Raw genomic sequence first — 24,184 nt, forward strand, 5'->3', positions numbered from 1 at the left:
ACTTCTTATTTATTTAAGGTACGCTCTAACTCTTGTAAAAGCTGTTCCGCACCTTTTTTACTTAACACAACGTTTCCATTACCAAAGGTTAAGTTTTCACGCGTAATTTCCCCAGTTACTAAGCAAGCACCATACGGGCTATACTTTTGTAAAATAATAATATCTTCATCAACATATATTTCTACTGGATCACCTGTGTTGATATTTAAAATACGGCGCAATTCAATAGGAATTACTACGCGACCCAATTCATCTACTTTTCTTACAATTCCTGTAGACTTCATAAAATCCATTCCTTTCATAGTAAACAAATAATATCTTCTCGATACAAATCTAGTCAAATTCGTCAGAGTTGCTAAAACCAAAATGCTTGAATGATGGTCTGATAACGGTTTATAAGTTCTTAAAATATGGCAAATAACGTATTAAATAGATTTATATACACTTTGTATCATATCAATTCGTACACTATTTATGAATAGTGCATAATCTTTAAAATCGAATTCATCCATATATGTTAAAAGTGTGTATTTTATCCATAATATAACTATATATCCATCTTTTACACTACTTTGTACCCATTTTATAACTTTTATTCCGACATAAGACGACAAAATCAGCTATAGAAAAAACGTGTCTTTTCTAACTAAAGACACGTTCATTTGGACCCGAAGTTGTCACGAATAGCTTTTTGAATCATAGCTTCACACCGCTCCAGCTCTACTTTTAATTGTTTTTTATATAATTTAGCTTTCTCTTCTCCCTCATTTGTAAATGTATAATAAACCACTTCTTGAAGCTTCATTCCTTCTTTTTTACGCTTCACCTGTTTGAGGACACCGTCTTCAATCAAGTCATGAAGAGCTTTGTATACCTCAGAATGATTAGGTTTGAATCCAAAAGGTCGAAATTCATCTCTCAACACATCTAATAACCGAAGGCCATACAGACGCTCTTGCTCCGTCATTGTAATCATATATAATTTTAAGAAAGCACGTTGTTTTAATAGAAAACCACTGGATGTACGCTTTTCTCTCATCTCAACTTCCCCCTTCACATACTTGCTTTCATTTAGAATAATAGAAAGCTCTATACGTAATTATACTTTTTTTATTCTACATAATCCTTCTTTTTCATTCAAAATCTCTTTTTTTCCTCACATTTTTTCACTTATTTACGCATTTTTCTCATTCTTTGTAAGCAGGCATTGAATTTTCTTTTTTTCATATATATAGAAGGAATTTACGTGAATATAAGGAGGGGTTCCTTTGAGTAAAAAATATGAAGAGATTGATTGGGGTTCAATTCAGCATAAGGTAGAAGATATGCTTGGAAATCACTTTTGGAGCGATTTAAATCACATCTTGCCAAAGCGATTTCCAAACGTCGATTTATATGAAACCGATAAAGAAGGCATTATCGTCGTTGAAGTTCCTGGACTACATTCCACTAACGACATTCAAATTAAGTTGGACGCAAATATATTAACCGTTGAAGGGAACGTTCCTTATGCTTATGAAGCATCTAAACAAAAGCTAAAACTGAACGAACGCCATACAGGCGTATTTTCTCGCACGGTCAAACTTCCTTTTCACTACACGGACGAACCAGTTCGCGCTAAGTACAAAAATGGTTTATTGGAAATTCGACTGAATAAGATAGAAAATGATCAAACCATTGCTATACAGTTTGAAGATGATTAACTGCACGTAACAAAAACCCTTCTGCTAGCAGAAGGGTTTTTGTTAGAGCGCTGAACTTAACACAACGTTTCCTTTTGGCGTCTTATTATTCGCGTTCGGTTCTAAAGTAATGGCCATAACATCCCACTTTTCACTCTGTTCTTTTTGGCTCATCGTATAGACCACTGTCCCATTTCCATTTTTATCTGTTACAAAAGCACCTGCCGGGTGAGGCTTATCACCTTTTATGAGCCATACCTGATAGACTTCATTCCCTTTTACATTTTTCAAGTTATTCGCTTGAATGACCACATTTAAATTTCCACCTTGTTTCGTCAGAGATGCTGTTGCTTCACCAGAAACATTCGGCTCTGCCTGCAGCTTCATCGTTTTCTCAGATGTAAGAGGTTCATTTTGAGGAGCAACCGAAACATTTGGTTCTTGTTTGCCTTTGTCTCCATCTTTCAACAGAAAGTAGCTGTTTCCTACAAGGGATAAAATAAGTGCCGCAGCTAATCCAATAATGACGGATTTTTTATTTGATTTCTTAGACGCAGCATATTGTTTTTCATTTTTTAAAGCTATTGATTCTCTCTTTGTCTCACCTTGATCTTCTTCGAATACATTTGCAAGTATTCGCTGTTTCATTTCTGGAGGAGGAGATTGCTCTGGTGTTAAATACGTTAGATCTCCAAGAACTTCCTCCAGTTCTTTTAGTTCATCCTGACAGCTTTGACAGTTTTTTAAGTGCATTTCAAACTCTTTTTTCTCATGGGAAGTCAACTGATCATTATAGTAATCAATTAGTTTATCGCACATACTCATGAATCAGCTCTCCCTTCTGCATCGGTACCTAAATATGTTTTTAATTTCCGCAACGCTAATCGCACCCTACCCTTTACTGTTCCTAATGGGATTTGCTGCTCTTCTGCTACTTTTTGCTGCGTTAATCCCTTAAAATAAACGGATTGAATAATCTTTTTTTGGTCTTCAGACAATTTTGATACAGCGTGCCGTACTCTCTGCTGTTCTTCTTTCCACTGAAGGTGCTCGTCAATCTGAGGATGATCATCTTCAATAAAATCAAAAATTTCTTCTGAGAAAATAGGATCGTTTTTTCTTTTTCTCACCATATCAATCGCGGTGTTTCTTGTAATCGTAAACAGCCATGATGAAAACTTCCCTTTTTCATCGCTGTAAACTCCCTTTCCTCTCCACAGCTTAATAAATACTTCTTGAACAGCTTCTTCAGCAATATCAGAGCTATTTGTTAACCGGTATACAAACGAATAAAGAATTCGCTCGTACTTGTCATACAGCAGTTCAAGGGCTTTTTTGTCTTGTTCTTTTATTCTATTGTATAAGACAACGTCGTTTTGCTCTTTCATACCCTTCTCCTTTAACTCTTATGAGTCCTTATTATATAATCGAATTACCTTTGCATTTGGATCACTTTCACATCTTTTAAACGTACCTTTATTTTTCAAAAATGACAAGTAATTATACTTTTTTATGGAATAGGAGCGAAATTGTCCAATGAAACATTTGATTCTTTTTGACGGCATATGTAATTTATGTAACAGCAGTGTTCAATTTATTATTAAACATGATGAACAAGCTTTGTTTTCTTTCGCCTCTCTTCAATCAGATTTCGGAAAGCAGCAGCTCGCCTCTCACGGCTTACTTCCTGAGCAATTAGACAGCATTGTATATATCCATGGAAAACAAAGATATATAAAATCAACGGCTGCTTTAAAAATCGCCAAGCGCTTAGATGGACCCGTTAAATTTTTATATGCACTTATTATCATTCCTGCGCCTATTCGAGATATCGTATACAACTGGATCGCTCGCAACCGATATAAGTGGTTTGGCAAACAGCAGCACTGCATGCTCCCAACTTCTGATACAAAAAAGCGATTTGTCGATGACTAAAAAAGCTCGGCACATAGAGAAAAAACGATTCCAAAGAGGCATATTTTTATGTTAAGAAAGTCTATTCATAAAAAAATCCGAACTGATTCAACATTCTAATGAAAGAATGCTGAACTATAGTTCGGATTTTTTATCTAACATATGATTGTGTGAGCTTTTTTAGCTTCCACCCATTGCTTTTTTATTCGTTGCTTCAATTGCCTGCTTCATTGTTAAGAAAAAGTCTTGTTCTTTCATCACTTTTAATCCTTCGGCAGTAGCGCCGCCTGGAGTTGTTACTTGCTCTCTTAAAGACGCAGGATCTTTGGTTTCATGTAGCATTTGTACAGAGCCATACATCATTTGAATAACTAAATCTTTGGCTGTTTTTTCGTCCACACCGTAAGCAGTCGTTGCATCAATTAACGATTCTGCAAAATAATATAAAAACGCAGGTGCACTGCCAGTTACAGCCGTTAGCTCATGTACTTCTTTTTCTGAACACTCATGCGCTTCACCAATTCCTTTTAAAATCATTTGAAGCACTTCTTTATGCTCTTTTGTTGCAGAAGTTCCAAGTGTATACAGGGACATCGATTGCCCAATCATAGCAGCTGTATTTGGCATAATCCAAGCGACAGGCGTTTCCTGAGGAAGGTGGTTTTCTAAATAACTCGGACCAATTCCTGCAGCTAACGTTACAACAAATTGCTGATTTAAATGAGTCGAAAGTTCCTTGAGAACGGAAGGATGCGCCTCGGGAGGCATCGCTAAAATAATAACGTCCGAATTGTCAACTTCCTGGCGCCAATTTTGCGTCGTTTGTACGCCGTACGTTTTTTCAACTCGCTGTAACCGACCGATATCTCCGTTGTTTGACATCACCACTGCCTCAATACTATCAGCGCTGCTCGTAACCAAGCCAGCCGCTACGGCTTCAGCCATTCGTCCTGCTCCAATAAATAAAATTCGCTGTTTTTTCATCTGTTACTCCCAGTTATATGTCCAGAATTCTTCTCTTGTTAATAGACGTTCCATTTGCGGATAGTCAGATAAGCGATCGAAGTCAATTGCGTTCATCATTCCTTCTGTTTGAGAACGATGGGCTTTTAACGCTTCAATTTTTTTATCTTTCATCGCTGTTACATCAAAAATAACATCTGGTTCTCCAATATGTTCAATACGATCTTTTGAAAACGCATGACACCAAACAACCGGCCGCTTTTCTTTTGGCATACGTTTTACCGCTTGGATCGTAGCTGCTCCCGTGGCATTGTGATCAGGGTGTACTGCAAAGCCAGGGTAATGCGTTAAAATGTGAGTCGGCTTTACATCGTTAATAATTTCTTCAATTTTATCTGCAAAAACATCAATATCAAGAAATTCTAGCGTTTTATCACGAAGCCCTAGCATACGCAAGTCTTGAATGTCTAAAACGTTTGCTAAATCTAAAAGTTCTTTTTCTCGGATTTGAGGTAGAGTTTCACGGTTAGCAAACAGCGGTCTACCCATGTTTCGTCCCATTTCACCTAGCGTAACACAAGCATATGTAACGGGCGTTCCTTTTTGTCTAGCTTGCGTGATCATTCCTGCTGCTCCATATGCTTCATCGTCAGGATGCGGAAATACAATTAATAATCTTTCTTCCATGTTCTATTCTCCTCTCTTTTCTGTTATGAAAACGGATGTTCACTTAATTGAAGGGCAACTGCTAAACGACCTTCAAAGTCATGCCCTGCTAAAAGAAGTCTGCCTTCTTCATCAATTTCCCAATCTGTTAATCCCTCTGCATAAATCCATCCTAAATCAATTTGAAGACCTACACGATAAGGACCTTCTCCAGTTATCTTTCCGTTTGAAATAGTGACTTTACCATTGCGAATAAAAGCCCCAACTGTCATTACTTTTTCATTTACGTGTGAAGCATATGCACCGTTTGTCGTTTCAAGGTGTACATATACGTCTTTATTTAAAAATGTTTGTATTTTTTTTTGAACTGTTTCTTTATGAATTGGTTGCACGCTTGTTACTCCTTTCTCATGTTCATAAATTGTATTGTACTAAAAATCAGGAGCGAATCCTAATGTTTAGTTCTAGACTTTGAATTTCTTTATTCCATCGTTCATAATCATACATAAATGTTAATTCTTCCCAATTCAACATACTGATTTCTTGAATGTCTATAATAATCTCAGCGAGTTCACGGCTAAGCATACCTAGTTCTTTTCCTTCTGCTAGCTTTTTTTTGTAACGATTAAAAGCTGGATCTAATTGTTCAATTTGTGCATAAATTTCATGGATAGAGCCATATTGTTGAATAAGAGGCAGTGCGGCTTTTTCTCCTACACCTGGAACGCCCGGAATATTATCAGATTTGTCACCAAGCAATGCTTTTACGTCCACCCATTGACGAGGATCAATATTATATTCTTCTTGAAAGTGCTTAAAGCCATAAACAAGATCGCCAACCTGCTTCTTAGCAATAATTTGCGAAATATGTTGATCTAGGAGCTGAAGCAAGTCTCGGTCGTTGCTATAGATGTACCCTGGACTTTGCTTTTCCTTACTCCACTTGCTTGCAAGTGCTCCAATTAAATCATCTGCTTCATAAGAAGACAATGACATTTGATAAATGCCTACTGTATCAAAAAATTGCTTTAACGTTTCGTACTGCTGAATCAGCGGATCAGGCAGCTCTGCTCTTGTTTGCTTATATAAAGCGTATGTATCTTTACGTTTTGTATCCTCGCGTTTAACATCCCAAGCGACGAAAATATGGCTTGGCTCATATTGGTGAATCAATGTATGCATTTTTTGAATCGTTACTCTCAGGGCATTCGTAAATTGGCCCTTACTGTTTCTTGTCAACGCTGCTTCATCTCTTCCATAAGAAGTAGCAAAATAACAGCGGCTTAATAAATTAAATCCATCAATTACTAATAGTGTTTCGTTCACATAGTCACGTCCTTTGAAAACTTTGCTCCTTTAGCTTTTAGAGCAAACATACTATAGCACTTGTTCTTTGCACGCGTCAATGAAGTACACAAAGCTCAAAACCCGCCCATTTTTTTCTCTCAATGTAAATGTAGTATAAAGATGTTAAATTGTTGTTATGATTTATTCGTTTGACTTTTAGAACTTTTGACTATCCTATAAAATGAGGATGAAAGATCAATCCTACAAATGAAGGTGAAAAAAGTGAATAAAAACACGATGATTAAAACATTAAAAGTTATATCTGTTGTGTCGCTTCTCGCTTTGTTATTTATCATTGCTTATGATCGTTCCATGTCTACATCCATGATTATTTTGTTCAGTTCGCTCATTTTCTTTGTATTTGTACTTAGCGACTTTTTTTTCGATCGCAAGCCGTGGGGATTAAAAGGCCTTCAATTATATATATCACTGATGTTATTCATCATTGCCATTTTTGAAATGCATCAAGTTGTCAGTTCACTTTGCGTTATTTCCATTATGGCTCTACCAAAAGTTATTGACGAATTAGCTTAAGCGCGAATGATAAATGATAAAATCCATGATCACAATGATCATGGATTTTATTACGTTTTGAGTAATTTTTCAGAGATGCGAAGAGCTTCTTCTATGCCAAATTTACGCACTAAACTGATGGCTTCCTTTATTTCTCTCTTTTTCAAATCATGAGTCGGATTTAAATTTAACAACACTTGAATAACAACTAAATCCCGCATCGTAAACATCATATTCTTTTTCATATCTCGCTGAAATGTATACTGTTCTTTTAAGAGCCGGTCACTTATTGCTAACACTTTCGACTCCGGAAGATGTAGCTGCGCTCCTGCTTCTTGACAAGACCACAATTTTTTCACTCGATCTTCAGCATTCATATTTGCGACTCGTGCATATGTAATATCGCTGTTTTCTTGACGAATCTCTATCTCTTTTAACGTTGGCTTTAGCACCGTTTTTCGCTTAGAGACTTTTTTCTTGTTAACTCCTGTATCCCTAAGGACTCTGCCGTGAACGGTGTAAATGTCGTATTCATTTTCTCTTTTTACATCTTGTTTATTGTATTTTGGAAAATAACCATTCACAAGCATCGTTCTCAACATATCTAATTCTTTTTTTAATCCATGAACTTCAATATATCCAACCGCATGAATTTCTTTGTGGAATTTTTTTGTATTGCTAACACCTTTTCCTGCAACGTGAGCTCTTACTCTTTCTGATAGAGAGCCCGTCGTGGTTCCGATATACAAAAGCCGGCCGGGTTCATCGAAGAAAAAATAAATGCCAGGAGCGGAAGGCAATTGTCCCATTTCTGCTGTACTTAGCAGCTTTTGCAATACTTGCATGACTGCTAAATCAATTTTTGCTGTCATTATTTTTGATAACCTTTTAACATTTCTTCATATACTTTTAGATGCGTATGTACAGTTTGAAGAAGCGGTACGTGTATAGACGATTTTTCAGCTAACTTCAGCAAATATCCTTGAAGGTGGTCTCCTTCAATTTGAGAGCTTTTTTCCATGTCGCGCTGCATCGATGACTTCATGTCATACGTCATTTTGTCCATCGTATTCATATGCTGTTCAATGATTCCTTCGGCTAATGGTGCATCGTAGGCCATCATAATATTTTCCACTTCTTTAAAAAGTTCTTGCACAAATTGACGCCCGCCTTTTGCTGCTAAAACTGGTCCAACAGGTGCGCGCATAAGAGTAGTCATGCCTGACATAACCGTAATAAACAAATACTTATGCCACATATCCTGTTCAATATATGAACTTTTCACAAACGAAGCTTTTGTACCACTGAACGCTTGCTCAATCAGTTGTAATCGTTCTGTGTCCTTCTGCTTAAATTCACCAAATACAAGTCTGTGAGCAGGACTCGTCTGGACGACCTCTCCATCTTGGTTTAAAGTAGTTTCAATAAAGCACAGCCCTCCAATGACTTTCTCTTCCCCAAAAGCTTCCTGCAATGGAGCGACATGAGCCATACCGTTTAACAAAGGTATTACAACGGTCTGATTCCCTACAAAAGGACGGACATCTTCAATTGCTTGTGTAAGATGATAAGCCTTCGTTGTGAACAAAATAACATCATAAGGTCCTTTTACCTCAGATTTTATAATAGCTTGTACAGGTGAAGTGAAGTCACCGTGTGCACTTTTAATCACAAGTCCGTTTTGTTCCAGCTCTTTTTTTCTGCGTTCTCTGACAAGGAAAGTAACATCTTCTCCTTTTTCCACAAGCCTGCCTCCAAAATAACCGCCAACGCCGCCTGCGCCTAAAACTAATATTCGCATAACTTTTGCTCCCCTTTTCTTTTTCTTTTATTGTAGCACAGCTAGTTTGAAATTTTATAATATTCTTATTTCATTGTATTTTGAGTTTTCTACAAAAGATAGCCATAGCGCTTTTAAAGTTGTTATAATGAATACAAAAAAGCATAAAAATTTACGTTTAGACATTTATCCCCTCTTGGATATACGATTTACCAACCCGTAATCGGAAAAATTCCGATTTAAATAATGTTATTTACATAGGAGAGACTGAAATGAAAACAGAAATCTACATTTTATCTGGATTTTTAGGCAGCGGAAAAACAACGTTGCTTAAACAGCTGCTTCAGCAAGAAAAAGATCGTAATCGCAATATTGCTGTTGTGATGAATGAGCTTGGCCAAGTTTCGATTGACTCAAATGAAGTAGAAGAAGACACGCCGTTAAAAGAATTGCTAAATGGCTGCGTGTGCTGTACGATTCAAGGTCAATTTGAAACGCAGCTTCATTCACTTTTACAGGAGAACACATTGGATGCTATCTATATAGAAACAACGGGAGTTGCCCATCCCATTGAAGTATTAGATGCTTGTATGTCTCCTCTTTTTGCGCATCAAGTTACGATTAAAAGTATTATCACCACACTGGATGCGACAAGATGGAAAGAACGTGGTTCCTTAAGCATTCAACTTCAAAAACTTCTTCAAGAACAAGTAAAACATGGGGATGTAATTTTATTAAATAAAACGGACATGCTGTCTGAGTCAGAAAAGTCTTCCCTGCTTTTTGAGATTCAATCCATTAACGCTAGTGCAAGGACATTATTAACGACATTTTCCCGCGTGAAGCTTGATGTGATTCAAAAAGCTCAGCTGTCTCAAAAACAGCCGCACCATAAGGCTCATGTTGAAGATCATCTTCATTTGAAAACATTTGTATATGAGTTTACAAAAAAAGTGGATCTTGAATTATTTGAAAATTGGCTGCGCCAAATGCCAGATACCATTTATCGCATTAAAGGCTATATGCGCTTCACTCATTCGAATGATACGTATTCGTTTCAATATTCATACGGCATGCCTCTATATATGAAAGAAATGATGAAGCTGCCCACCACTCTTGTCTTTATAGGTGAAAACCTCGATCACGCTAAGATGAAACAAGAATTATTTAATCTTGAACAACAATCTCATTAAAAATCCCGCTCTAGGCGGGATTTTTTTATTACTTATAAACAGGCATTTTGTACTCTGCGCAAAATTTCATATGCACGATTTCCGGCTAACTCTGTCAATTCTTCAAATTTTTCATCTCTTTTCAAATCGAGTTCAATAATTTCTTTTGCCAGCTCAATAATCTCTTCTTTTTTCAATTGTTGCACAGCCATGTAAAACGCCCTTCCCTTTTAGAATTTATGTATATTCTCACATTTATTTTCTATTCATCATTTTGAAAGCAAGTGATTAACCACAAGGCTTTATCCTGTATGGTTAACCACTTGGGATCGAGTTAATCATTAGTTTATAGGACTCTTTTCCCTATTTCATTATTTATGTCACTTTTTCTCACATAGTAATTCAAAAATATAACATATATATGTTAGAATGTATTACATGTTATAATTTTTTGTATTTTTTTCCTTTATAATAACATACTACTACGTACTCAGGGGTGAGGGAGATTGTCTACGAATGAAGCGTCATATCGAGATAAAAAAGTCATGTCTATTGGGATTGTAAAAGAATTAACCGGTTTATCAGAAAGACAAATTCGCTACTATGAGAAAAGAAGCCTGCTCTTTCCGGACCGAACCAATACGGGTATCCGGAAATATTCGTTTTCAGACGTCGAACGATTAATGGATATTGCCGATCGTATAGAAGAAGGAGTTCAAACGAGTGAAATACGCACAGAACTGGCTAAAAAAGATGAAGCGAGAAAAATGAAAGAAGTAAAAAACCAAATGCTTCAAGGTCAGTTGAACGCTCATTTCAAGCGGAAGCTATAAAGTATACATACGGTGACTTTTCCGTCTCCGTTTTTATTTCTTTACAGCAGACAAAAAAGCGCATATCTAAAGATATCCGCTTTTTTGTCCGTTAAGCTGAACGCCCTTTAAAGAATTTCGGCTGATGAGAGCTCATGAACTTAGTTTTAGATAAAATGAACATCACCGACCCGCCCCAAATGAACAAAAAGGCAATCATTTCCACGCTAGAAAACGGTTCGTGATACACGAATACCCCTAATAAAAGCGTCATGGTAGGAGCAATGTACTGCAAAAAACCGACCATCGATAGCGGAATAAGCGGGGCCCCTTTAGCGAAATACAATAGTGGCATAGCTGTAGCAACACCGCCTCCAATTAAAAGAGCACTCACATCAAGCGACTGAAGGGAAAAACTTGAAGATCCTTTCACTAAAAGAAAAATAAAATAAATAACTGCAATAGGTGCAACCATCATTGTTTCAATCGTTAATCCTACTTTTGCTTCTAACTGAATAGTCTTTTTTACAAGACCGTACAAACCAAAGCTAAACGCTAAGCTTAATGATACCCATGGGATATGTCCGTATGTAACTGTCATAACGATAACACCTATAGCAGCCAATCCAACCGAAGCACCTTGCCAAAAATTAAGCTTCTCTTTTAAAACGACTATGCCAAGCAAAATACTAACGAGCGGATTGATGTAGTAACCTAAACTTGTTTCAATAATATGATTATGGTTAACCGCCCAAATGTAAACGAACCAGTTGATGCTGATCAGCACTGAAGCCACAAATAAAATGGCCGCTTGTTTCGTATTACGAAATAATAAACCAAGCGTCTTCTTTAAAGAACTCATTTGCTTTGTCACAAGCAAAAGTAAAAGCATAAAAACAAATGACCATATAACGCGGTGAGCGAGTATTTCATTCGCATTCACCTCGCCAAGAAGCTTCCAGTAAAGCGGAAAAAGCCCCCACATAACGTAAGCGCTGGCTGTATAAACAATACCTGCTCGTTTAGAATCTTGATTCATTTCTCAACCTCTTTTCTTTATCTCTCTGTCTCTTATCATTATAGATGCATTTACCTCTTTTTTATAGCTTTATTTTGCCTATCGAAATAGCTCAAAAAAAAAAAAAAAAAAAAAACGATCGCTTTTAGCTCGACCGTTTTTTATACATTATTTTTTAGGTTGTTTAAATACTTTGGCACTGCGAATATACTCTACGTCTTGTACATTTTCTCGCGCGTTAGCGATTCGAGCCGCAGCAAAGAAATAATCGGATAAACGATTTAAATACTGAAGCACCGCCACATTAATTTTATGCTCACGCTGCACGCCAACAACAAGCCGTTCTGCGCGGCGTGTAATCGTCCGACAAATATGAAGCGTTGTCGCTGCAGGTGTGCCTCCAGGTAAAATAAAACGCTCAATGGCCGGCGCTTCTGACATATAGACATCAATGCGCTTTTCAAGTACTGCTATCATGTCATTCGTTACTTTGTACGGATGATCATCTTTTGCAAATGCTAAATCACTTCCACAGTCAAAAAGCTCATGCTGAATCGTAATTAGCTCTTCTTTTACATCTTTTAATGTTGTTTCATCCAGCTGATAAATCGCTTGACCTACAAAGCCATTTAGCTCATCAATCGTCCCGTATGCTTCCACTCGAATATCATCTTTATTTACTCTTCCTCCAATTAAGCTTGTCTGCCCTTTGTCCCCTGTTTTTGTGTAAATGTTCATTGTATTTCCTCCTTCAATCGATTAGCAATTCCGTACCAAATGTGATCTACTTTCTGGGCATGTGCCGCCAAATGCTGATACGCATACCCGCATTCATCTCTCCACTGCCGCTCTATTGGATCTAAAGGAACAATGCCTTTGCCGACTTCAGTTCCAATCACTATTAACTGTTCCCATACACCGCTGTCTCTCCACTTCTGTATGACCTTTTTAACAACAAGATGCGGAGCCTCCAGCTCGCTATGTATTAATTCCTTAACATAGTGCTCAAATCCTTCTAGCACAATGTAACTTTCTTCAAACTCAATGGCCGGTAAAACGGGGTCTTCATACAAACAATGCCATTTTATCGACTCACTGGCATACTGCTGCTTCACCCATTTTCTTTTGCCGGTAAATGCACCGCCGAATACGAAATGCATGCTCTTCTCTCCTTTGCCTGTTTGTATGTGCACGTTACTGAAAAACCTTCTCCATAAGAAAAAGAAACATCCCAAAGCGACGCTGTCTGTTTAAAATGGGACGCAAGTAAACGCAGTGGTCCGCCGTGTGAAACAATAGCAATGTGACGCAATTGCTGACTAGCCGCCAAATCGACCGCTTCTTCCCAAGCTTCCCAAACTCGGTTTGAAAATCCTGAGAAGCTTTCACCATTCGGAGGCGTATGTTCTGCCCAGTGATCGATCCAATTTCTATATGCCCGTATGTTTTTTAAATCTTCATACGTCTTCTCTTCCCAATCTCCAAAATGCAGCTCACGCCAACTTTCCCTTTTAATCACCTGAGATTTAGGAAAAACAATTGAACTTGTTTCTAGCGCTCTTTTTAAGTCACTGGAAATAACGAGCTCCGGCTCTAGAGAAAGCTCTTTTAATTCATTTTTCCCTTCTATACTTAAAGGCGGATCACTCCACCCTATATATTTTTTTTGTTGATTTTCAAGCGTCATGCCATGGCGAATACATGTGATAACCAAAGGATTATCCATAAAAACGTTTCTCCTCCTTCAATGGTTGCACCTATAACATCTCCTGTTACGCCACCAAACTGCGAACGATAAAACCGTATCCAGAGCCATAAAAAACCGGCAAAGAAAAAGATAATGAATTTATTGTCTATAAAAACAATGAAAATAGCAACTAAGAATAGGCTCATGACGATAAATGCATAAATAGACCATTTGGTGACTCCTTTTTGAAAATAAGCAGCAAGCCCCGTATCTTTAGCGGGCTTATCTCTCATGACTAAGAAAGCGGCTCCGATTCTTGGAAGTGTAAAGACGGTTATACATGCCCAAACCGATAAAGAAGAAAGAGACGTTAATTCATAGATTGCACTAAAGCGCAGCAGAAGCAGAACAATAAGAGAAAGAATAGCAAAAGACCCAACGTGCGGATCGCTTAAAATCTGCAGTTTCTTTTCCTTTGACTGATGGGAAAAATACGCATCACTTACATCCATCCACCCGTCTACATGAAGACCACCCGTTAAAACAAGCGGCAAAAGCAAAACTAAAATACTGCTAACAATAGCAGTGATAGGTGAATAGTGAAGCAGCTGTAAAAAGCTATAAAACATTAAACCTAGTAATATGCCAATCCAAGGCAGGACAAAAAGTGAGCGTGCCGTTCTTTTTTCAGTCCATTGAACGGTTTTAGCCAGTGGTAAGATCGTAAAAAACTGAAGAGAGATTCGTAGTATGGCTATCCATTCTTTCATTTGCTTACACATTCCTTTCCTTTTTTAAAACGGGAAAGTCCCGCTTCTACACAAATAGCCACATCTGCTTTTTCTACAATATACTGATGTAATTTCCCTAACATATGCATATAGCTATATGTCGGCTCCTCTAACACGCCCGCTTCAAACAGTTCATTAGATACTAGCACGACCGTCTGAGACTGCGCAAACAGCTTATCGAGCGCTTCTATCATCTGACGAAAAACCTCTTGTTTACCTTCTTTTGTTTGCCACCTTTTTTCGGTTAAAAAAAGCTCATTGGCAAGCCAGTTTGTGACACAGTCCAAGAGTATAGTATCATCACTTCGAAGGTTTGGAAGAATTTGTTGTAAATCTACAGACTGCTCGATCGTTGCCCAAGGCGTGTTCGCCGCTTGACGTTCTGTTTGATGAAGCTGGATACGTTTTTGCATTTCACTATCTGTTTGCCGGCTTGTGGCAATATAAACAGCGCGCTTTGTACAAAAAGTTTGAACCATATTCTCCGCTGCACGTGATTTGCCGCTTCGAACCCCTCCGCTAATAAAGATGATCATATTTCATCGAGTCCTTGTTTGATTACGTTAAGTAAATAGTCATTTTCTTCTTTCGTTTTCACAGCCAAACGGATATAGCGTCCATTTAAAAATGGGAAGTTTTCGGTATGCCGAGCTACCACACCGCGGCTTGCTAAATAGATAAGCCAATCGCGCGTTTTAATAGAAGACGGAACGCTGCAAAGATAATAGTTTGTTTGAGACGGAGAAACCAAAAGCCCCCATTCTTCTAATTGACTCAAGATCCGTTTTCGTTCTTGTTTAATATAATGTACGGTTTTTTTCACAAAATCTTTTTCATCTACACATATCATCCCTACTTGCTGCGACAATCCGTTTACACTCCAAGGAGGTTGTTTTTTAGACATCTTGCTAATGATTTTTTCATTTGCCAAAATATAGCCAAGGCGAAGCCCCGCAATATTAAACATCTTTGTCATCGAACGCACAACAATGAGATGTTCATAGTTTAGAATAAGAGAATCAAATGAAGGCTGATGTTCGACAAAATCAATAAATGCTTCATCAATTATTAAGTATGTACCATGATGAGCAGCAGCTTTTACTACTTTCATCCATTCCTCGTGACTATACATAACGCCCGTTGGATTATTTGGGTGACAAATCCATAGTACTTTTATATCCGGAAGAATACTCATAATCAACTCTATATCCCAGCTCCAGCCATTTTCTTCAGCTAAAGGAACGTATGTCACTTCACATCCATACGCTTTACTTGCCTGTTCGTATTCGACAAACGTCGGCTGTACAATCCCCGCTTTCTCTCCTGAAAATAAAGAAGCAATAAGGAAAAACGCTTCAGCGGCTCCATTTGTGGGCAGCACTTGAGCAGCGGAAACATGATGATGAGCTGCAAGTTTATTTTTTAGTTCTGTTACTTCAGGATCAGGGTAACTAAACGCAGCTTCCTTGAATTCGTTCCACTTTTCGTGAAGAACAAGGGGAGCCCCTAAAGGATTTGTGTTTACGCTAAAGTCTTTTAGATGCGACAAATTCTCGGCCCCTATTGCTTTTAAAAAGACATTGGGGTTAGCTCCATGTGTAGGTAATAGCACTAATAACTCCTCCTAACAAAAGATAGAATAACCACGTAGCATAGACCGTCCTTTTCATAATGAAAACAGCTTGTTCAATATGACCGGCTTGCAGGGGAATGAGTGGTTCGCCCATTTTTGCACGATTAGATTCTATGCCTTTATATGTATTAAGCCCGCCGAGTTGAATACCTAAAAGGGCAGCCACTGCACTTTCCCCGTATCCGCTATTTGGACTTGGATGCTTCTTAGCATCGCGCTTAATCAAACTCGTTACATGCCAAAGAGAATATTGGCTTTTTGCTACATTAACAGCGGTCATCACCACTGCAGTTAACCGACTTGGAATATAGTTTAATACGTCATCGGTTTTTGCACTAAAATAGCCGAACAGAAAGTAGCGGTCATTTTTATACCCAACCATTGAATCGCATGTGTTAATAGCTCGGTAAAAAAAGGCTAGGGCTCCTCCTCCTATAAATGCATAAAAAAGCGGAGCTGTAATACCATCACTTGTATTTTCAGCCACGGTCTCTACCGTCGCTCTGGCAATTTCTCCTTCTGATAAACGATCCGTATCTCGTCCCACAATCATGCTTACTTCATATCTAGCTTTCTCCATATCTCCTAGCTGAAGCGGCTTTTGCACCTTATAAGCAGCTTCGCTTAAGGAACGAGTGGATATAGTAGTCGCAATCATTACCCCCTCTACTAAAACACCTAGTATAAAATGAACTCCGTACAAAGCATGAAGGAATAAAAAAGGAATAACTCCTGCGAGCACCACCATACTTATCACAAGAAGCAATCCTTTGAATCGTTTTCCTGCGCCTTTATTTAATCTGGAATCCATCCAATAAATCCACTTGCCAAACCAGCGAACGGGATGCGGCCAATTTTCTGGGTCGCCTATGATTCGGTCAATGAGTAGAGCAATCGTCATGGCTGTCAGGTGTGCAATCATCGCTTGTGCAATACTCATTTCTTCACCTCTTTTCCTTAAGTGCCTGCTCTAAGCTTATTTTTACCAGCTTGGCTACCGCTTGACCTAAAGCGGTCATAGAGCCTGCATATTCATATAATGGTCCTTGCTGAGACGCTGCAACTGAGATACTGTCCGTAGATGTTCCCGTAGCAATCGTCTTTGTAGCTGGATCTATGACACCCAGCTGTGACAGCGTTTTTGTTTTGGCTTCTGTAGCGGCAATAAAAAGCTGTAAAAACGCTGCATCCGTAAGCGTGCCTTCCACGAAAAAAAACATATTAATTGTACCGGGAGAGGAATAAAATGGAACAGCTTCGTCAGCTGTAATATCTACTGCGTTTCCTACTCCAGCCGTTATCACGGAAGCTACTCTTACTCCGTAGCCTTCGTAACAGTAAACCGCTCTTTCTTTTAACCAAACCGCTGTCATCAACCCTACGATTTGCTCATGGCGCACATTTTCTTTCATCAAATATTGCTCATACTCTAAAGAAGGAGTATCTGAATAATAGTCTTTATGAACAAATCGATTGTAAAAGGTGTCCGTTTCCATGATGCCTGTTCCTAAAACGCCTGAGCTGTATGTTTTATAAGAAGTCTCGGTTTTCATGATTAAAAGCTCAGGCCGTTCTTCAATTTTAAGATGTGAAAAGGGACCAATCCCCTTTTCAATTCGAACTGGAATATGGTCCCTCTTTTTATTTATTGTACACCTCAGGGTATACTGCTTTTGCTAAGTCCTCTAAGCCATCTACAATACGAGGTCCTAAGCGGTTGATTTTGTTTTGATCAACCTTTTCGATGTTCCCCTCTTTTACAGCAGTCATGCTGCTCCAAGCGGGACGCTTCATAATCTCATTTTTGTCTGCATCATACGTTGCGATAATAACGTCAGGGTTTAACTTAACAACTTGCTCTTCAGAAAACTTAACCCAACCCTTTTCACTAGCCGCTACGTTATCAGCACCGATCATAGTAAGCATTTCGTTCATGAACGTACCTTTTCCTGTTGTATAAATCTCAGGAGCTCCCGATACCTCTATCCATACTTTTTTACGATCTTCTTTTGAAATCGTTTTTGCTTTTTTCTCAATTGAAGCTACTTTTTCTTTCATGTCTTTAATTGTTTGATTAGCTTCTTTTGTTTTACCCGTTAATTTACCAATTTGCGTAATAGAATCATAAACCGTATCAAACGTTGTTGAATCTTTTACAACAAATACCGGAATACCCGCACTTTCAATTTGTTTAAATACTTCATCTGAAACGCCCATACTTGAAGCGTGTGCCAGCACTAAATCAGGATTTAAAGCAATAACTTTTTCTGCATTAACGTTCATATCTCCCACCTGCGCTTTTTTCTTTACGCTTTTAGGATAATCATCGTTGCTTGTGACACCGACTAATTCTTTCTCAAGGCCAAGGGCATATACAATCTCCGTATTACTTGGCATTAATGAAACAATTTTCTTAGGCTGTTTTTTCAACGTAATTTCTTTATCACGCGCGTCTTTTACCTTCACTGGAAATGCAGCTTGTGACGTTTGTTCTGTATCTTGCTTCGTTTTTTTATCACTGTTGCTTTGGCTGCCTGCACCGCATGCAGCAAGTACGATGACTAACAGCGCAATAATGGAATACGAAAGCCATTTTTTCATCTAAATACTCCCCCTATATATTGTTCATTGTGAATACGAAACCTCCACGTTAAAGAAAAAGCAAATGATCATGCAAAAAGCAGCGCTATCCCGTTTTTTCCGCTTTGACTATGTATACTGCTCGGCAGCAGCTTCAAAACAAAAAAGCTTTACTTTCAATTGAAAGCAAAGCAGGTAACGTCAAGATAAGCAGGAAAAGAATCCGTTCACTATACTTGATATGTATGTTCATTACCCTGCTTCACCCTTCCTCGAAGGTTTCACAGCTAACAATAAGGCAGGTCTCCTGACTTACGCACAAAGCGCTTACAGTGGCGGGACCGCGCTGGTTTTTCACCAGACTTCCCTTTTCACTCAATCTTTAAATTGAGACCTTATTGCTTTACGATTATTCACTTGTCCTAGTATACCCCACTCATCGAAAAATGGAAATAGCCATTCTCACAAAAAAAGCTGCGAGAATGCTCTCGCAGCTTAGGGAATTAAAGAGTTGCTAAAAATTCACGGACCGCTTCAGGCGTTTTAGCATTTGCACTGTGCAGGTGCGCAATTTTTTCACCGTTTTTATATACAAGAAGAGAGGGAATACCCATTACATTGTTTTCAGCAGAAAGTTCTTCAAACTCATCCTTGTCAATTTTAAACCATGCTTTATCTGTATTTTCGTCAACGATTTCATCAATAAACATATCCAAACGTTTGCAATCAGGACACCACGTTGTCGTAAAAATCCCAACGCTTAGTGTTTCATTCTTAATTTGTTCGCGAAATTGTTTTTCTTCCGTAAATTGTTTCATTGTGTTACCTCCAGCGTCTATTCGTTCCTTCCTACAACTCTATAGTAAGAAGTCTGACTTCATTATAAACGATTTTTTTATCGTTGTGCTAATGTTTCAGCTTATTTAGACCATAACGGTTTTAGACGTAAAAAAATGCTAGCTTAAAAAAGCTAACATTTCGAAATTGTAGAATGTTGTGTCTATTATCAGCTGAACCACTTAGGCGGCATGTTTCGGTTCCAATAAATTTTCCCTAAATCATAATGCTTTTGAAAATTATCTGCGGCCGCATGATAGTGAAAATTAAACCAGTATCCATCTTTTGGAGGATTTTCACGCCGTACATGAAACCGTATTAAGTCCTGACCGGTTTCCCGGTCATATACATGGAAAATCTTTTCACCGTAGCCAGCAGCAGGGTGCTCGCTTATCTCGAGATTCTGAATTGACTGTTCACGTTCAGTGCCAATGTCGGTCAGCACTTCTTCAATTTTAGGTAACACTGCTTGACGAAATTCATCTTCAATGACAGGACCAATTTTTGTTCCGAATTTTTCCACTGACTGTTTTTCAGCTGATTCCATTGCATACGTAACAAATGATGAAACGTCTTCATATTTTGGTTCTTCATATGGCAAATGAATATCTTCTATAACAGCTGTGACAGGAGTTGTTTCTCTTACATACCCTGCTTTATGTTGCTTGTCCGCTTTTGCATCATCAACGTATAAATATTCTGGTGGAGTGACAAGCCCAAATGTAAATACTGTAATAAATACAATTAGCATTCTTTTTATCCATCTAGGCATTCGTATCTTTCCTTTCTCATCTTTTCCCATATGGTCTTTTCATATTGTAAAATTCATTATCATAACTCACTAGGTATTGTAACATACTTATTAATTTTTTACCTATATTTGCTTATTCATTTATGCTGTCTACGGGCATTTGACGACTTTTCAGTTACCACCTTCCTTCTTCTGTTTGAGGTTGTCACACCGAGCGGAAACCTATACAAGATATTCCTTTTTTGCTGGATGCTTAAACACAAAAGTATTTTTATGTTCAAAAATATATCATACTTTTATGAACTTTAGATGAAATTCATAAAAAAAACTTCCAAAACTTTTTAATTCCTAAAAGGTTTTGGAAGTCTTTTCAATGAGCGTAATTAATTTTACTTTTTTGGTTATTTTTGTATATAAATTGTCCCGTAATGAAATTTTGATGTTTTTCGTTTTTGCACAGTAAATCCATGCTCTTTAAAACGACTGCTTTTCCAATGATCTTTTAGCACGACCTTTTGTTTGGCTACTCTTTTTGCTTCTTGTATAGCCATTGGCGTCAGCGTGGTATACAGTGCTATTGCTTTAATACCATTAATTCCATTCGATTCCTCAATTTGTTCTTGAAACATCGGATCAAAGTAGACAACATCAAAAGAATTATCTTCACAACACGCCAAAAACGATTCAAAATTTTGATGAACCACGTTTATACGCTTCATTGCATCATTCAACTCTCGTACGTCACTTTCCCAATTTAAAAGTCCTTGTTTGACTAAATAAGCTACATAGCGGTTGCCTTCTAGTCCGACAACTTTCCCACTTTTCCCTACCGCTACGCTCGCCATCATACTATCCGATGCAAGACCAAGTGTACAGTCAAGCATGCTCATTCCTTTTTCTAAACCAGCAGCTTCAATAAACGGATCACGTTCTCCCCGCAGCCATCTCTTCACTCTAAACATAGCGGAGTTTGGATGAAAAAAAATAGGTTCCTCTTCATTTTGGACGTGCAACTCTACTCTATTTTTACCGACAACCAGCACGTCTGCCGCTTCAAGATTTTGAAGATCTGCAACAGATTTCTTCTCTCTTGTTACAAAAGGTATACTTAAATCAGCGGCTACTTGTTTGGCTTTTACAATCATCTGTTCATTTGTTCGACCAGCAGTCGTAACAATCACTTTCATAACTCCCCCTACACTGTTTGGCTATTTACATAAAGAAAAAGGATGCCGATAGACATCCTTTTTCTTATAAAGTATATGCGATTTTTCTTTAAAAATCTATATACTAGATGTGACAAAAGCAGGACATTTTATGAACAGTGCTGCTTAAAGCCATTTAAAATGTTTTCAAAAATAACTTCTAACGGCTGACCTTCAATTTCATGTCGAGGAATAAAATGAACAACTTCTTTTCCTTTTAAAAGTGCCATAGACGGTGATGAAGGCTCAATGTCCCCAAAATATTCACGCATTTTAGCTGTTGCTTCCTTATCTTGACCGGCAAAAACAGTTACCACTTGATCTGGTTTTTGCTCAGACTGTAAGTACGCTTGCGTTGCTGCAGGACGTGCTAAACCAGCAGCGCATCCACAAACTGAATTAACGACAACAAAAGTTGTTCCTTCTACGTTTTCCATAAAATCAACTACGGCTTCCTCTGTTGTTAATTCTTCATAACCAGCTTGAGTTAATTCTTGACGCATTGGTTTAACTAACTGACGCATATATTCTTCATATGCCATTGACATATTAACATTCCTCCTAACAATCATTCACGCTAAAAGCATACTATAAAAACCAGGAAAAATCTAGCTACTCACTCTTCAAATCCTTATCGCTGTCTCGTTCTCCTTTTTCATTTGACAAAAAAAGATTAAAACCGGGTCATATCATCTAATTTTTTTCCATAAAAATGTCGATTTTTACTATTAATATTCCATTTTTTGTACTATAGTAGTAAATAGTAGTTTAGTAGAAAGGATTTTCAAATTGAACCAGCGATTTAAACCGAACAAACGATTTAAGCCAAACAAACGATTTTATGCATTTTTGTCTTTAGTGTTAGTGATCGTCGCTTCTTTATTTTTTATTACAGAAGCCAAAGGAAGTGAATCCGCTGCATCTCAGCAAGTCTTAGCATCTACTGCATTGCCGCTGAAAGAAGCTGCATCTTCAGCACAACCTGAGAAGCTGCTTAATACACTTCACCATAATATGTATGTAGGAAATACCGTGAACGATCAAAATCAAGCTCTTACACAGCCTGTTTACCTTACGTTTGACGATGGCCCAACGCCTGATACCCTTCACATTTTAGATGCTTTGCGTCAATATAACGTAAAAGCAACTTTCTTTATGTTAAAGTATCAAATTGACGCTCACCCTGAAATTGCTAAAAAAGTAGCACAGGAAGGACATGCCATCGGCTGTCACGGCGTCTCTCATGATATTCATGTCATGTATAGTGAAGACGGCGCCGCGTTAAAAGAAATGCAGGAGTGTCAAGCGACAGTTAAGAAAGTAACCGGTGTTGACAGTAAGTTAATCCGCGTTCCTTACGGCAGCGTTCCTTATTTAAAAGAGCCGCACCGTACAGAGTTGCTAAGCCACTTTAAATTATGGGACTGGAATGTAGACAGTGAAGACTGGGCACTTCGTTCTGCACCTAGAATTATTCAGGGCCTTGAACCTCATATTCAAGGGGTTAACTCCAACGGAAGAACACCCGTCATTTTATTTCATGACAAATCCTTTACGGCACAGTCTCTGCCGACTATTTTGACTTACTTAAAACAGTCCGGTTATCAGCCTATTAAAATTGATAACACGATGCAGCCTATGCAGTTTCCAACTCCCGCTGCAAAACAGTCATAAAAAAAGATCATTCAAGTGAATGATCTTTTTTTATGCTTTTCTGCTTTCCGTCATTTGTTTCCAAACAGAACCTTTTGCTTCTTCTCCGCCTTCGATACGTTCAATCGCTAGCTTGATTTGTAAATCCACCTCAAATTCTTTGTCATTCTCTGCTGCTTTTAATGCAGGAAGAGCCGTCTCATCCCCTACCTCGTATAAATACATCGCTGCACGCCAGCGCACAAGCTTGTTTTTATCACCAAGGGCTTCACACATTGCCGGAATACCTTCTTCAAAACCTAAATCCGACATGCAGTCTCCAGCAGTACGGCGCACAGTGACTGATTTATCTTTTAATGCTTTGTATAAATAAGGCAGTACCGCTTTTGATTCAATCATTCCTAAGTAGACCGTAGCTAAGCGGCGAATAGATGCTTTTTCATCATCAAGCGCTTTATTTAAAACGTCTAAATCAGCTTCTGTTGGATCCATTTGTTCTAAATGGGCATAGCGCACTGACCAATCGTTGTCTTCTAGCATCTCTTCTGTAACTTTATAGGTTTTACGCGGCTGTACCGTTTTTCCGCCTTCTTTTTCTTCTTGTGCATTGGCTACAAGGCGAGTTAATCTTTCTTGCGGATATGCTGCTGCTAATTCTTCCACTACTTCGTCTCCGATAGCCGCTAACTCTCCGTAACGAACGCCTTGTTCTTTCCATTTCCGTTCTAGCACTACATTATCTGAAAAGCTTTGAAGCTCTGCTACCGCTTTTGCGAATCGTTCAGGCAGACCAAATCGTTTTTCTTCATTTCCATCCGTTAGCTTAACTTGCATTGGTACGTTTTTGAACATTTGAACGGACACATTGACCTCACCAAAATGCTCATTCATTTTGTGCTGTTCGCTGCTGCTTTGCAAATCTTCACCAAACGCTGCACGAACTTGCGGCAAAATTTGCTTCCAGTCATATTTAGCATTTCGCTCTACTGCTAAGAAGTCCGCTACGTGATAGACTCCTTTTACCCCTTCTACTTTCAAGATGTCTTGAACAACTTCAGGCGCTGCTTCAGCATTTTTTTCCGTATAGTTATTGCTTTTTCCGCCTGATAGCACTTCGTCTAAATTAATTTTCATTGTATTCGGACTTGGCGTTGGCTCAATTGATTTAATGTTCATATCG

32 protein-coding genes and 1 riboswitch are annotated in these 24,184 nt (G+C 38.3%); of the genes, 6 read left to right on the forward strand and 26 right to left on the reverse strand.

What is annotated here, in order from left to right:
- Positions 1-5 precede the first annotated feature (5 nt).
- On the reverse strand, positions 6-284 hold the full coding sequence (locus tag ACNHOZ_RS18745; RefSeq protein ID WP_025752053.1) for an AbrB/MazE/SpoVT family DNA-binding domain-containing protein: 279 nt from the start codon (positions 282-284) through the stop codon (positions 6-8).
- 374 nt (positions 285-658) lie between these two features.
- A complete protein-coding gene (locus tag ACNHOZ_RS18750) occupies positions 659-1,039 on the reverse strand; it encodes a helix-turn-helix transcriptional regulator (RefSeq protein WP_013056721.1) in 381 nt (126 codons plus the stop codon).
- A 229-nt stretch (positions 1,040-1,268) separates the two neighbouring features.
- Between ACNHOZ_RS18750 and ACNHOZ_RS18755 the strand changes: the two genes are divergently transcribed.
- On the forward strand, positions 1,269-1,703 hold the full coding sequence (locus tag ACNHOZ_RS18755; protein ID WP_013082862.1) for an Hsp20/alpha crystallin family protein: 435 nt from the start codon (positions 1,269-1,271) through the stop codon (positions 1,701-1,703).
- A 42-nt stretch (positions 1,704-1,745) separates the two neighbouring features.
- On the opposite strand, the gene ACNHOZ_RS18760 is transcribed toward ACNHOZ_RS18755, so the two are convergent.
- Positions 1,746-2,507 (reverse strand): anti-sigma factor, encoded by a 762-nt coding sequence (locus tag ACNHOZ_RS18760; protein WP_168760668.1) that lies wholly within the window; start codon positions 2,505-2,507, stop codon positions 1,746-1,748.
- Positions 2,504-3,070 carry an RNA polymerase sigma factor gene (locus ACNHOZ_RS18765; RefSeq protein ID WP_028413629.1) on the reverse strand — a complete coding sequence of 189 codons (567 nt, stop codon included), beginning with the start codon at positions 3,068-3,070 and terminating at the stop codon, positions 2,504-2,506. Before ACNHOZ_RS18765 ends, ACNHOZ_RS18760 begins: the two co-directional genes overlap by 4 nt.
- Positions 3,071-3,218: 148 nt before the next feature.
- Here ACNHOZ_RS18765 and ACNHOZ_RS18770 point away from each other — a divergent pair, with 148 nt between their 5' ends.
- Positions 3,219-3,617 carry a thiol-disulfide oxidoreductase DCC family protein gene (locus tag ACNHOZ_RS18770; RefSeq protein ID WP_028413630.1) on the forward strand — a complete coding sequence of 133 codons (399 nt, stop codon included), beginning with the start codon at positions 3,219-3,221 and terminating at the stop codon, positions 3,615-3,617.
- A 159-nt stretch (positions 3,618-3,776) separates the two neighbouring features.
- On the opposite strand, the gene proC is transcribed toward ACNHOZ_RS18770, so the two are convergent.
- From proC to ACNHOZ_RS18790, 4 genes are read right to left on the reverse strand one after another with little or no spacing between them, the layout of a single operon-like run.
- Positions 3,777-4,580 (reverse strand): pyrroline-5-carboxylate reductase, encoded by an 804-nt coding sequence (gene proC / locus ACNHOZ_RS18775; protein ID WP_028413631.1) that lies wholly within the window; start codon positions 4,578-4,580, stop codon positions 3,777-3,779.
- Between the two features lie 3 nt (positions 4,581-4,583).
- Complete coding sequence (gene bshB2 / locus ACNHOZ_RS18780; RefSeq protein ID WP_048021287.1) at positions 4,584-5,246, reverse strand: bacillithiol biosynthesis deacetylase BshB2; 663 nt, start codon at positions 5,244-5,246, stop codon at positions 4,584-4,586.
- Between the two features lie 23 nt (positions 5,247-5,269).
- The gene (locus tag ACNHOZ_RS18785; protein ID WP_013056714.1) at positions 5,270-5,617 is read right to left on the reverse strand and encodes a YojF family protein; all 348 of its coding nucleotides are present in this window, start codon (positions 5,615-5,617) and stop codon (positions 5,270-5,272) included.
- Between the two features lie 46 nt (positions 5,618-5,663).
- The gene (locus ACNHOZ_RS18790; protein WP_048021288.1) at positions 5,664-6,551 is read right to left on the reverse strand and encodes a 5'-3' exonuclease; all 888 of its coding nucleotides are present in this window, start codon (positions 6,549-6,551) and stop codon (positions 5,664-5,666) included.
- A 243-nt stretch (positions 6,552-6,794) separates the two neighbouring features.
- Between ACNHOZ_RS18790 and ACNHOZ_RS18795 the strand changes: the two genes are divergently transcribed.
- Entirely contained in the window at positions 6,795-7,106 is a 312-nt protein-coding gene (locus tag ACNHOZ_RS18795) for a hypothetical protein (protein WP_016763842.1), read from the forward strand.
- Positions 7,107-7,156: 50 nt separating this feature from the next.
- Here ACNHOZ_RS18795 and ACNHOZ_RS18800 read toward each other — a convergent pair whose 3' ends face one another.
- Together ACNHOZ_RS18800 and panE are read right to left on the reverse strand one after the other, a co-directional pair.
- Positions 7,157-7,957, reverse strand: coding sequence for a GIY-YIG nuclease family protein (locus ACNHOZ_RS18800; RefSeq protein ID WP_028413633.1), 801 nt, complete (start codon positions 7,955-7,957; stop codon positions 7,157-7,159).
- The gene (gene panE, locus ACNHOZ_RS18805) at positions 7,957-8,886 is read right to left on the reverse strand and encodes a 2-dehydropantoate 2-reductase (protein WP_048021290.1); all 930 of its coding nucleotides are present in this window, start codon (positions 8,884-8,886) and stop codon (positions 7,957-7,959) included. The genes ACNHOZ_RS18800 and panE overlap by 1 nt, the downstream gene beginning before the upstream one ends.
- 251 nt (positions 8,887-9,137) lie before the next feature.
- Between panE and ACNHOZ_RS18810 the strand changes: the two genes are divergently transcribed.
- Positions 9,138-10,058 carry a CobW family GTP-binding protein gene (locus tag ACNHOZ_RS18810; protein ID WP_014460454.1) on the forward strand — a complete coding sequence of 307 codons (921 nt, stop codon included), beginning with the start codon at positions 9,138-9,140 and terminating at the stop codon, positions 10,056-10,058.
- A 32-nt stretch (positions 10,059-10,090) separates the two neighbouring features.
- Here ACNHOZ_RS18810 and ACNHOZ_RS18815 read toward each other — a convergent pair whose 3' ends face one another.
- Complete coding sequence (locus ACNHOZ_RS18815; protein ID WP_013056708.1) at positions 10,091-10,249, reverse strand: hypothetical protein; 159 nt, start codon at positions 10,247-10,249, stop codon at positions 10,091-10,093.
- A 294-nt stretch (positions 10,250-10,543) separates the two neighbouring features.
- Here ACNHOZ_RS18815 and ACNHOZ_RS18820 point away from each other — a divergent pair, with 294 nt between their 5' ends.
- Positions 10,544-10,870 carry a MerR family transcriptional regulator gene (locus ACNHOZ_RS18820; RefSeq protein ID WP_013082852.1) on the forward strand — a complete coding sequence of 109 codons (327 nt, stop codon included), beginning with the start codon at positions 10,544-10,546 and terminating at the stop codon, positions 10,868-10,870.
- 91 nt (positions 10,871-10,961) lie between these two features.
- On the opposite strand, the gene rarD is transcribed toward ACNHOZ_RS18820, so the two are convergent.
- From rarD to ACNHOZ_RS18890, 14 genes are all read right to left on the reverse strand, one after another.
- Complete coding sequence (rarD, locus tag ACNHOZ_RS18825) at positions 10,962-11,888, reverse strand: EamA family transporter RarD (RefSeq protein ID WP_048021292.1); 927 nt, start codon at positions 11,886-11,888, stop codon at positions 10,962-10,964.
- Positions 11,889-12,035: 147 nt separating this feature from the next.
- Positions 12,036-12,605, reverse strand: coding sequence for a cob(I)yrinic acid a,c-diamide adenosyltransferase (locus ACNHOZ_RS18830; protein ID WP_048021293.1), 570 nt, complete (start codon positions 12,603-12,605; stop codon positions 12,036-12,038).
- Positions 12,602-13,027, reverse strand: a complete 426-nt coding sequence (locus ACNHOZ_RS18835) for a bifunctional adenosylcobinamide kinase/adenosylcobinamide-phosphate guanylyltransferase (RefSeq protein WP_033578770.1) — start codon at positions 13,025-13,027, stop codon at positions 12,602-12,604. The genes ACNHOZ_RS18830 and ACNHOZ_RS18835 overlap by 4 nt, the downstream gene beginning before the upstream one ends.
- Entirely contained in the window at positions 12,979-13,593 is a 615-nt protein-coding gene (locus ACNHOZ_RS18840; protein WP_048021295.1) for a histidine phosphatase family protein, read from the reverse strand. The genes ACNHOZ_RS18835 and ACNHOZ_RS18840 overlap by 49 nt, the downstream gene beginning before the upstream one ends.
- On the reverse strand, positions 13,551-14,324 hold the full coding sequence (gene cobS, locus ACNHOZ_RS18845; RefSeq protein ID WP_028413639.1) for an adenosylcobinamide-GDP ribazoletransferase: 774 nt from the start codon (positions 14,322-14,324) through the stop codon (positions 13,551-13,553). The genes ACNHOZ_RS18840 and cobS overlap by 43 nt, the downstream gene beginning before the upstream one ends.
- Positions 14,321-14,881, reverse strand: a complete 561-nt coding sequence (locus tag ACNHOZ_RS18850) for a bifunctional adenosylcobinamide kinase/adenosylcobinamide-phosphate guanylyltransferase (RefSeq protein ID WP_028413640.1) — start codon at positions 14,879-14,881, stop codon at positions 14,321-14,323. Before ACNHOZ_RS18850 ends, cobS begins: the two co-directional genes overlap by 4 nt.
- A complete protein-coding gene (gene cobD, locus ACNHOZ_RS18855; protein ID WP_028413641.1) occupies positions 14,878-15,957 on the reverse strand; it encodes a threonine-phosphate decarboxylase CobD in 1,080 nt (359 codons plus the stop codon). The genes ACNHOZ_RS18850 and cobD overlap by 4 nt, the downstream gene beginning before the upstream one ends.
- The gene (gene cbiB, locus ACNHOZ_RS18860; protein ID WP_033578767.1) at positions 15,932-16,918 is read right to left on the reverse strand and encodes an adenosylcobinamide-phosphate synthase CbiB; all 987 of its coding nucleotides are present in this window, start codon (positions 16,916-16,918) and stop codon (positions 15,932-15,934) included. Before cbiB ends, cobD begins: the two co-directional genes overlap by 26 nt.
- A 4-nt stretch (positions 16,919-16,922) precedes the next feature.
- Positions 16,923-17,531, reverse strand: a complete 609-nt coding sequence (locus ACNHOZ_RS18865) for an adenosylcobinamide amidohydrolase (protein WP_048021298.1) — start codon at positions 17,529-17,531, stop codon at positions 16,923-16,925.
- Between the two features lie 88 nt (positions 17,532-17,619).
- Entirely contained in the window at positions 17,620-18,579 is a 960-nt protein-coding gene (locus tag ACNHOZ_RS18870) for an ABC transporter substrate-binding protein (RefSeq protein ID WP_028413644.1), read from the reverse strand.
- A 259-nt stretch (positions 18,580-18,838) separates the two neighbouring features.
- A riboswitch (cobalamin riboswitch) is annotated at positions 18,839-18,971 on the reverse strand.
- 90 nt (positions 18,972-19,061) lie between these two features.
- Complete coding sequence (locus tag ACNHOZ_RS18875; RefSeq protein ID WP_013056696.1) at positions 19,062-19,376, reverse strand: thioredoxin family protein; 315 nt, start codon at positions 19,374-19,376, stop codon at positions 19,062-19,064.
- 188 nt (positions 19,377-19,564) lie between these two features.
- On the reverse strand, positions 19,565-20,167 hold the full coding sequence (locus ACNHOZ_RS18880; protein ID WP_028413645.1) for a YpjP family protein: 603 nt from the start codon (positions 20,165-20,167) through the stop codon (positions 19,565-19,567).
- A gap of 380 nt (positions 20,168-20,547) precedes the next feature.
- Positions 20,548-21,333 (reverse strand): class I SAM-dependent methyltransferase, encoded by a 786-nt coding sequence (locus ACNHOZ_RS18885; RefSeq protein ID WP_221833481.1) that lies wholly within the window; start codon positions 21,331-21,333, stop codon positions 20,548-20,550.
- A 128-nt stretch (positions 21,334-21,461) separates the two neighbouring features.
- Positions 21,462-21,899, reverse strand: coding sequence for a BrxA/BrxB family bacilliredoxin (locus ACNHOZ_RS18890; RefSeq protein WP_013056693.1), 438 nt, complete (start codon positions 21,897-21,899; stop codon positions 21,462-21,464).
- A 241-nt stretch (positions 21,900-22,140) separates the two neighbouring features.
- On the opposite strand from ACNHOZ_RS18890, the gene ACNHOZ_RS18895 reads away from it, so the two are divergent.
- Positions 22,141-23,025 (forward strand): polysaccharide deacetylase family protein, encoded by an 885-nt coding sequence (locus ACNHOZ_RS18895; protein ID WP_028413647.1) that lies wholly within the window; start codon positions 22,141-22,143, stop codon positions 23,023-23,025.
- Positions 23,026-23,055: 30 nt separating this feature from the next.
- Here ACNHOZ_RS18895 and ACNHOZ_RS18900 read toward each other — a convergent pair whose 3' ends face one another.
- Positions 23,056-24,180, reverse strand: a complete 1,125-nt coding sequence (locus ACNHOZ_RS18900) for a conserved virulence factor C family protein (protein WP_034269350.1) — start codon at positions 24,178-24,180, stop codon at positions 23,056-23,058.
- Positions 24,181-24,184: the final 4 nt, after the last annotated feature.

It is taken from the genome of Priestia sp. D51, assembly GCF_053345675.1.